This window comes from Stenotrophomonas sp. FW305-3-2-15-E-LB1, assembly GCF_058787375.1.
In genome coordinates, this window is the sequence record NZ_JBYSZR010000016.1 from 86,955 (window position 1) to 94,880 (window position 7,926).

The 7,926-nt window shown below is 66.9% G+C and carries 10 protein-coding genes and 2 tRNA genes; 10 read left to right on the forward strand and 2 right to left on the reverse strand.

From position 1 onward, the window contains the following. Window positions 1-56 precede the first annotated feature (56 nt). Window positions 57-380 carry a ferredoxin FdxA gene (gene fdxA, locus AC3WL7_RS13040; RefSeq protein WP_079221482.1) on the forward strand — a complete coding sequence of 108 codons (324 nt, stop codon included), beginning with the start codon at window positions 57-59 and terminating at the stop codon, window positions 378-380. 128 nt (window positions 381-508) lie between these two features. Here fdxA and AC3WL7_RS13045 read toward each other — a convergent pair whose 3' ends face one another. Beyond that, window positions 509-1,024, reverse strand: coding sequence for a hypothetical protein (locus AC3WL7_RS13045; RefSeq protein WP_492750653.1), 516 nt, complete (start codon window positions 1,022-1,024; stop codon window positions 509-511). A 32-nt stretch (window positions 1,025-1,056) separates the two neighbouring features. After that, on the reverse strand, window positions 1,057-1,950 hold the full coding sequence (gene dapA / locus AC3WL7_RS13050) for a 4-hydroxy-tetrahydrodipicolinate synthase (protein ID WP_492750655.1): 894 nt from the start codon (window positions 1,948-1,950) through the stop codon (window positions 1,057-1,059). A 61-nt stretch (window positions 1,951-2,011) separates the two neighbouring features. On the opposite strand from dapA, the gene AC3WL7_RS13055 reads away from it, so the two are divergent. The 9 genes from AC3WL7_RS13055 (at window position 2,012) to AC3WL7_RS13095 (ending at window position 7,926) form a co-directional block, all read left to right on the forward strand. Then, window positions 2,012-2,674, forward strand: coding sequence for a glycine cleavage system transcriptional repressor (locus AC3WL7_RS13055; protein ID WP_492750657.1), 663 nt, complete (start codon window positions 2,012-2,014; stop codon window positions 2,672-2,674). A gap of 91 nt (window positions 2,675-2,765) precedes the next feature. After that, window positions 2,766-3,245 carry a peroxiredoxin gene (locus AC3WL7_RS13060; protein ID WP_492750659.1) on the forward strand — a complete coding sequence of 160 codons (480 nt, stop codon included), beginning with the start codon at window positions 2,766-2,768 and terminating at the stop codon, window positions 3,243-3,245. Window positions 3,246-3,329: 84 nt separating this feature from the next. Further along, a complete protein-coding gene (locus AC3WL7_RS13065) occupies window positions 3,330-4,730 on the forward strand; it encodes a PhoH family protein (RefSeq protein WP_108764766.1) in 1,401 nt (466 codons plus the stop codon). Continuing rightward, window positions 4,727-5,236 carry a hypothetical protein gene (locus AC3WL7_RS13070; RefSeq protein WP_492750663.1) on the forward strand — a complete coding sequence of 170 codons (510 nt, stop codon included), beginning with the start codon at window positions 4,727-4,729 and terminating at the stop codon, window positions 5,234-5,236. Before AC3WL7_RS13065 ends, AC3WL7_RS13070 begins: the two co-directional genes overlap by 4 nt. A 9-nt stretch (window positions 5,237-5,245) precedes the next feature. Beyond that, a complete protein-coding gene (locus AC3WL7_RS13075; protein WP_079221476.1) occupies window positions 5,246-5,914 on the forward strand; it encodes a YoaK family protein in 669 nt (222 codons plus the stop codon). 64 nt (window positions 5,915-5,978) lie between these two features. Then, on the forward strand, window positions 5,979-6,788 hold the full coding sequence (gene thiD / locus AC3WL7_RS13080) for a bifunctional hydroxymethylpyrimidine kinase/phosphomethylpyrimidine kinase (RefSeq protein ID WP_492750666.1): 810 nt from the start codon (window positions 5,979-5,981) through the stop codon (window positions 6,786-6,788). Beyond that, entirely contained in the window at window positions 6,785-7,711 is a 927-nt protein-coding gene (locus AC3WL7_RS13085; RefSeq protein ID WP_492750668.1) for an alpha/beta hydrolase family protein, read from the forward strand. The genes thiD and AC3WL7_RS13085 overlap by 4 nt, the downstream gene beginning before the upstream one ends. After that, window positions 7,702-7,778 (forward strand) — tRNA-Arg (locus AC3WL7_RS13090). Before AC3WL7_RS13085 ends, AC3WL7_RS13090 begins: the two co-directional genes overlap by 10 nt. 71 nt (window positions 7,779-7,849) lie before the next feature. Continuing rightward, window positions 7,850-7,926: transfer RNA gene (locus AC3WL7_RS13095), tRNA-Arg, on the forward strand.

The following is a 7,926-nucleotide window of genomic DNA, read 5'->3' on the forward strand; positions in this document are numbered from 1 at the left end:
GCGCGTTCAACCTGTTCTAGAATTGTCCGCTTGAAGACGGATCTGCCTCCCCCCTTATGCCCTTTGTCGTCACCGAAAACTGCATCAAGTGCAAACACACCGATTGCGTGGAAGTGTGCCCCGTGGACTGCTTCCACGAAGGCCCGAACTTCCTGGTGATCGACCCGGACGAGTGCATCGACTGCACCCTCTGTGAGCCGGAGTGCCCGGTCAACGCGATCTTCCCGGAGGACGATGTCCCGGCCGGCCAGGAAGTGTTCGTGGGCCTCAATGCCGAGCTCGCCAAGGAGTGGCCGGTGCTGACCGTGCGCAAGGATCCGCCCGCCGATGCCGGCGAGTGGGACGGCAAGCCGGACAAGCTGCCGCTGCTGGAGCGCTGAGAAGCGCCTGCAGCAACGAAAAAAGGGCGCCCTGGGCGCCCTTTTCTGTGGGTCGATGCCAACCAAGGTTGGCGTCTACCAGAGCGGAAGGTAGCGCCGGGCCATGCCCGGCGGAACCTCGACCGCGCTTACTGCGCCAGCTTCGCCTTCAGTGCGGCAATCAGCTTCACCGGGGCTTCGGCGGTGGCCGGCAGGCCACGCGGGTCGACCGCGGAGATGTAGGCACCGGCATCGACGGCGACCACGCGGACCAGGAAGTTGCTGCCTTCATAGGCCACGTCATACGAACCCAGCAGCTGCGCGCGGCTGGCGATGGTCAGGCCTTCCACGCCTTGCAGCGCGGTGCCGACCTTGCCGAAGGCCTCTTCCTTGCTGCCCGGGATGGTGAAACCGCTGTTGCCAGCGGCCGGGGCGGCGGCGGCCGGAGCGGCCGGCTTGGTGGCCGAGCTCAGCGCCGGCACCTGGTTGCCACCGGCACCGGCCGGGACGTTCAGATCCGGCGGCACTTCCAGCGGGCGCATTTCGGGCGCCAGGGCGTAATCACCCTTGGCGCCACGCTTGAAGCAACCGGTGGTGCCGGCAGCGACGGCGATGGCAAGCAGGGCGTAGGACAGCACGCGGACAGTGGAAACGGATTGACGCATGTGGATCTCCTGGATCAGGCCACGACAACAGGTCAGTGGCTGGAAAGTGCTTCAAGGGCGGCGATGTCGCCGGCGAGATGGTCGGCCGCGGGCTGGTGTGCGGCCGAAAGCGGCAGCAGCGGCAGGCGCAGGTCATGGCCGATGCCGATGCGGCGCAGCAGCGCCTTGACCGGGATCGGGTTGGGTTCGACACCGCAGAAATCATGGAACGGCTGCAGGCGCGCATCCCAGGATTCAGTGGCGTCATGTTCGTGGGCGGCAGCCAGCGCGCACATGCGGCGGTAGGCACCGGGCAGCACGTTGGAACCGACCGAGATCAGCCCGGCCATGCCGGCCTGGATCGAGCGGGCGGCGGTGGCGTCATCGCCACTGAGCACGGCGAACTCCGGACCCGCCAGGGCCAGCAGGGCCTGCACGCGCCCCATGTCGCCCACCGCTTCCTTGATGGCGACGATGTTCGGGTGGCTGGCGAGCTCGGCCACGGTCTCCGGCAGCATGTCGCAGCCGGTGCGGCCGGGCACGTTGTACAGCACCACCGGCAGGCCGCCCTGGTCGGCCACGGCGCGGTAATGCGCGATCAGGCCGGCCTGGGTGGGCCGCACGTACGGCGGGGTCACCACCAGGGCGTGGGTGGCGCCGAGCGCGGCGGCGCGGCGGGTCTGTTCAATGGTCTTGGCGGTACCGGACAGGCCGGTGCCGGCCAGGACCGGGACGCGGCCGGCGATGCGCTCGACGGCGCTGGCCAGCAGCTGGTCGTACTCCGCATCGGACAGGGTGGCTGCTTCGCCGGTCGAGCCGGCAACGACGACGCCCTGGACGCCACCCTCCAGCTGCAGGTGCAGCAGGCGCTGCCAACCGTCGGGGTCGAGGGAGCCGTCGGCCCGGAACGGGGTCGCCAGCGCGGTGATGAGGCCGGAAAGGGACAAGGACGTGCTGCTCTTGGCTGGGGAAGGAAAGCGCCCGCCACAACAGGCCGGGGGCACCTGAATGTTACTTGCGGCGCGAAAGCACGGGCAAGTATGCTGGACACCGGTGGATTCCCGCCCCCGGCGGGCATTCAGACTCACCCATGCATTACCCGGAATCGCCTTGACCGACACCACCCCGCGCCCCGCGCCGAGCGAAAACCACCTCCTGATCAACGCCTACACGACGCATCCGGAGTCCCCCCTGCTGTCCGTCACCCGCCGCATTGCCGACAGTGGCTGCAATCTGGTGGACGCTCGGCTGGCCACGGTCGGCCGCGATGTCTCGGTCACCGCCCTGGCCACCGGCTCCTGGGATTCGGTGGCCAAGCTGGAAGCGATGCTGACCCGGCTCGAGCGCGAGGAAGGCCTGAAGCTGGTCTGGTACCGCACCGAGGCCAAGCAGGCGCAGTCCAACCTGCTGCCGTACATCGTCGAAGTGATCGCCGCCGACAAGCCGGGCATCCTTTTCCAGCTGGCCGATTTCTTCGACCGCCAGGGCATCACCATCGAGAGCCTGCAGAGCACGCGTTACCGCGCCATGCAGACCGGTGCTGAAATGTTCAGCGCGCAGGTCACCATCGGCGTGCCGGCCAACATGCACATCGCCGCGCTGCGCGACGATTTCCTCGAATTCTGCGACCACCTGAACCTGGACGCGATCATGGACCCGATGAAATTCTGATCGGACGTGCGGATTTTCGCGCGCCTCTCACGGGCGCGTGGCGTTTCATGCAATTGTCGTAGAAACAACCCAGGCTCGACAGAAGGACCTCATGAACAACGGCGATACCCTGGACAGCACCACCCTTTCCCTCCCGCTGGCACTGTCCGGCGGCGACCAGTCCACCCTCGGCGATTACGCAGGCCAGTGGCTGGTGCTGTACTTCTACCCCAAGGACAGCACCCCGGGCTGCACCACCGAAGGCATCGACTTCAACGCGCTGCTGCCGGAATTCAAGAAGGCCGGTGCGATCGTGCTCGGCGTCTCCCGCGACTCGGTGAAGTCGCACGACAACTTCTGCGCCAAGCAGGGCTTCAACTTCCCGCTGGTCAGCGATGCCGACGAAGCGCTGTGCACCGCCTTCGACGTCATCAGGATGAAGAACATGTACGGCAAGCAGGTACGTGGCATCGAACGCAGCACCTTCCTGATTTCTCCCGACAGCCAACTCGTGCAGTCCTGGCGCAAGGTCAAGGTCGCCGGCCATGCCGACGCCGTGCTTGCCGAACTGAAGGCCGCCCAATCCAAGTGAGTTCCAACGCCCACTGTGTCCGCCACCACCCTGCCCTGCAGCAGGCCGTGGTGGTTTTTCCCTGTCCGTAACCAGGAAATGACGATGACCCGAGGCAAGCGCATCTACGTGCTGGATACCAACGTGCTGATGCACGATCCCACCGCGCTGTTCAAGTTCGAGGAACATGACGTCTACCTGCCCATGCAGGTGATCGAGGAGCTGGACAACGGCAAGAAGGGCACCTCCGAAGCGAGCCGCAACGCCCGCCAGGTGAGCCGCTTCCTCAATGAGCTGGTGCAGGAATCGGGCCTGGACAACCTGGCCGACGGCATTCCGCTGCAGCGCCCCAACGGCCTGCAGCTGCGCGGCAAGCAGAGCGCCGGCAAGCTGCGCTTCCAGACCAGCCATTTCGATGCGGGCAAGAGCTTCGGCAAGGTCATCCCGGACAACGCCATCCTCGGCGCGATCCTGGCGCTGAAGGAAGAAACCCCCGACCTGCCGGTGGTGTTCGTTTCCAAGGATATCAACCTGCGGATCAAGGCCGCCATCGCCGGCATCGTGTCCGAGGACTACGAGAACGACCGCGCGCTGGACGATTTCAGCCTGCTCTACACCGGCGCCACCGAGCTGCCGGAAGACTTCTGGAAGCGCCACGGCGAGGACCTGCGCAGCTGGAGCGACAAGGGCCGCACGCATTACGAGATCCTCGCGCAGGATGGCGAGGAGTGGTACCCGAACCAGTACGTCTACCTGCCCGGCGAAGACGAGGTCGAACTGCGCGTGAGTCGCGTGGTCGGCGATGGCAAGGTGGTGCTGTCGCTGGTCGATGATTTCCGCCACGGCAGCCACGCCGTGTGGGGCATCAGCGCGCGCAACCGCGAGCAGAACTTCGCGCTCAACGCACTGATGGACCCGGAGATCGACTTCGTCACCCTGCTCGGCACCGCCGGCACCGGCAAGACCCTGCTGGCGCTGGCCGCCGGCCTGGCGCAGACGATGGACCAGCAGCGTTACCGCGAGATCATCATGACCCGCGCCACGGTCAGCGTGGGCGAGGACATCGGCTTCCTGCCCGGCACCGAGGAAGAAAAGATGACGCCGTGGATGGGCGCGCTGACCGACAACCTGGAAGTGCTCACCCACAACCAGGAAGGCGGCACCTGGGGCCGCCAGGCCACCAACGACCTGCTGGCCAGCCGCATCAAGATCCGCTCGATGAACTTCATGCGCGGGCGCACCTTCCTGTCGCGCTACCTGATCCTGGATGAAGCGCAGAACCTCACCCCGAAGCAGATGAAGACGTTGATCACCCGTGCCGGCCCCGGCACCAAGATCGTCTGCCTGGGCAACGTCGAGCAGATCGACACCCCGTACCTGACCGAAACCACCTCGGGCCTGACCTACGCGGTGGACCGCTTCAAGAACTGGCCGCATAGTGCGCACATCACCCTGCGCCGCGGCGAACGTTCGCGCCTGGCCGATTACGCTTCGGAGGTGTTGTGAACCGTTGCACCCGCCTGCTGCTGCCCACGGCTGCGATCACCCTCGCAGCCGCGCTGGCCGCCTGCACCACCACGCGCGGCCCGGCCAGCGTGCCGACCGCCGAGCGTACCGGCCAATCGTGGGTGGTGACCCGCCCCGCCATCGCCGCGCAGGTGCTGGACACCTGCTCGCGCACCAGCCCCGGCCGCGAGGCCGGGCGGGTGAGCGGCTACTGGGCACCCAGCCGGCAGCAGGTGGACCAGATGGAAGCCAAGCTGTCCTTGCTGGAAGCCCAGGTGCCGCGCGTACTGGATTTCGACCGCCAGTACGTGGGCATCGAAAGCGGTGGCCAGCAGCTGATCTACATCAACGCTTTCCACCTGCCTGAAGGCGCCGGCAGCAACCCCGCCCGCGAAGCGATCCGCGTCTGCGATGGCGGCCGGCAGTTCTGGGGTGCGGTGTTCGATCCGGCCACCGGCACCTTCAGCGACCTGCAGTTCAACGGCGGCAAAGTGCCGTCGCCCTGAGGCGGCGGCATGGGAATACGCCTGCCCACCTGGGTCTGGATCGGCGCGGTGGCGTTGTCCAGCGTGGCCGGCATGGTCAACGTGGTGGGCTTCCTGGGCTTCGAGCACCAGGCGGTGAGCCACATGACCGGCAGCACCAGCCAGCTGGGCATGGCCATTGCCCAGGGTGACTGGCGCGCGGTCGGCCATCTGTGGGGCCTGCTGATCGCGTTCTCGCTGGGCGCGATGCTCAGCGGCCTGCTGATCCAGGACAACACGCTGCAGCTGGGCCGGCGCTACGGCGTGGCCCTGGCGATCGAATCGGCGCTGCTGCTGGTGGCCATTCCGCTGTTCGAACAGCAGCAGATCTGGGGTGCGCTGGCCGCTGCCATGGCGTGCGGCCTGCAGAACGCGATGGCCACCACCTTCAGCGGCGCGGTGGTGCGCACCACCCATCTGAGCGGCATGTTCACCGATCTCGGCATCGGCCTGGGCCACCTGCTGCGCGGCCTGCCGCTGCAGGTCCGCCGGCTGACCCTGAGCGGGCTGATCATCAGCGGCTTCCTCGGCGGCGGCATTCTCGGTGCGTGGTTGTTCATGCATTTCCGCTACGACGCCCTGCTCGCCCCCGCCCTGCTGACCGGGCTGACCGGTATCGTCTATGTGCTTTACCAGCAGTGGGCGCGCTGGCGGCATTGAACCGGGGGCATCCACGCATGGCGTGGATCTACTTTCACAGGCGGTACCACGGCACAATCGAGGCATGAGCCCGACCACTCCCGCTTCCGCTCTCACCATCGCCGGTTCCGACTCCGGCGGCGGCGCCGGCATCCAGGCCGACCTGAAGGCCTTTGCCGCGCATCGCGTACACGGCCTGTCCGCCATCGCTGCGCTGACTGCACAGAACACCCGCGGCGTGACGGCCGTGCACGTGCCGCCGCTCGCCTTCCTGCGCGCGCAGCTCGATGCCTGCTTCGATGACTTCGACATCCACGCGGTCAAGCTCGGCATGCTGGCCAATGCGGAGGTGATCCACACCGTCGCCGACGTGATTGAACAACGCCGCCCGGCACACGTGGTGCTCGATCCGGTGATGGTCGCCACCAGCGGCGCGCGCCTGCTGGAAGACAGCGCGCTGCAGGCCATGCGCAAACGCCTGATACCGCTGGCCACGCTGATCACGCCCAACACCCCCGAAGCCGAACTGCTGGTCGGCCGCAGCATCAGCAACGCCGACCAGGCCGAGCAGGCTGCCGCCGCCCTGCTGGACATGGGTGCCGGCGCCGTCCTGCTGAAGGGGGGCCACCTGCATGAAGGCAACCGGGTGATCGACCGCTACTTCGACGGCGTCAGCAGCGAGGAATTCATCCACGCACGGCTGCCGCTGGATGCACACGGCACCGGCTGCACGCTGGCCTCGGCCATCGCCGCACAGCTGTGCAACGGGCTCAGCCTGGCCAACGCCTGCGAAGCCGGCATCGACTACGTGGCACGCGGCCTGCAGCAGGGATACGCGCCCGGGCGCAGCGAGGTGCTCGTGCTGGACCACTTCGGCGCGGCACCGCACGCATGAGCGATACGCCGCGCACGATCGCCGTGGACAGCGGCGATGGGCACCGTTACGAAATCATCACCTGCGTGCCGCCACGGCCACTGGCCCGCCTGCTGTGGCTGCCGGCACTGGGCGTGGCCGCACGCCACTACGTGCCGCTGGCGCAGGCCCTGGCCACACGCGGCATCGCTGTCTACCTGCATGAGTGGCGCGGCAACGGCAGCAGCTCCCTGCGCCCTTCGCGCACGGCGGACTGGGGCTACCGCGAGATCCTCGAACAGGACCTGCCGGCCAGCCAGGCCGTGCTGGGCCGCGAAGACGAAGCAGAGGCCGCGCTGCCATGGATCATCGGCGGGCACAGCCTGGGCGGGCAACTGGCCTGCCTGCATGCCGGCCGCACTGCGGATCGATTCCAGCGCCTGTGGCTGGCGGCCAGCGGCACGCCGTTCTGGCGCGTGTTCCCGCCGCCGCGCGGCTGGCTGTTGCCGCTGTTCTACCGCTTCCTGCCGTGGATCGCGCGCCGGCAAGGGGTACTGCACGGTCGCCGCCTCGGCTTTGGCGGCACCGAAGCACGCGGGCTGATCGCCGACTGGGCGCGCGTGGGCCTGAACAACCATTACGCCGCCGTCGGCATGCACGAAGACCTCGATGCGCAGTTGACGCGCATCCATGGCAGCGCGCAGGCGGTACTGATGGCCGATGACTGGTTCGCGCCCCTCGGATCAATGCAGGCACTGCTGGCGAAGCTGCCGAATGTAGCCTCACGCGTGCGCGTGCTTTCCGCGCAGGAACTGGGTACGCGTGCGGATCACTTCGCCTGGATGAAGGCGCCGGATGCCGTGGCTGAGCACTTTTTCATTCAGTTGAATGAAAATTTTCACAAAAGCGTTGACGGCAGCCGCCGACATCCGCATAATTCCGCTCCTGTCGCAGGGCGCCCGTAGCTCAGTTGGATAGAGTACCTGGCTACGAACCAGGCGGTCGGGAGTTCGAATCTCTCCGGGCGCACCACTCGACAGGCTTCCAGCATCCGCCGCTGGAAGATGCAGTAAAATGTAGTAACAAAATTGATTGTGTACCGCGCGCCCGTAGCTCAGTTGGATAGAGTACCTGGCTACGAACCAGGCGGTCGGGAGTTCGAATCTCTCCGGGCGCACCA

Bases quoted from the DNA above. Each gene is read 5' to 3' on its own strand.
- AC3WL7_RS13075 (WP_079221476.1), top strand. From the start codon at position 5,246: ATGGGAATACGCCTGCCCACCTGGGTCTGGATCGGCGCGGTGGCGTTG.
- AC3WL7_RS13055 (WP_492750657.1), top strand. From the start codon at position 2,012: ATGTTACTTGCGGCGCGAAAGCACGGGCAAGTATGCTGGACACCGGTG.
- AC3WL7_RS13085 (WP_492750668.1), top strand. From the start codon at position 6,785: ATGAGCGATACGCCGCGCACGATCGCCGTGGACAGCGGCGATGGGCAC.
- AC3WL7_RS13065 (WP_108764766.1), top strand. From the start codon at position 3,330: ATGACCCGAGGCAAGCGCATCTACGTGCTGGATACCAACGTGCTGATG.
- AC3WL7_RS13045 (WP_492750653.1), bottom strand. From the start codon at position 1,024: ATGCGTCAATCCGTTTCCACTGTCCGCGTGCTGTCCTACGCCCTGCTT.
- AC3WL7_RS13060 (WP_492750659.1), top strand. From the start codon at position 2,766: ATGAACAACGGCGATACCCTGGACAGCACCACCCTTTCCCTCCCGCTG.
- fdxA (WP_079221482.1), top strand. From the start codon at position 57: ATGCCCTTTGTCGTCACCGAAAACTGCATCAAGTGCAAACACACCGAT.
- thiD (WP_492750666.1), top strand. From the start codon at position 5,979: ATGAGCCCGACCACTCCCGCTTCCGCTCTCACCATCGCCGGTTCCGAC.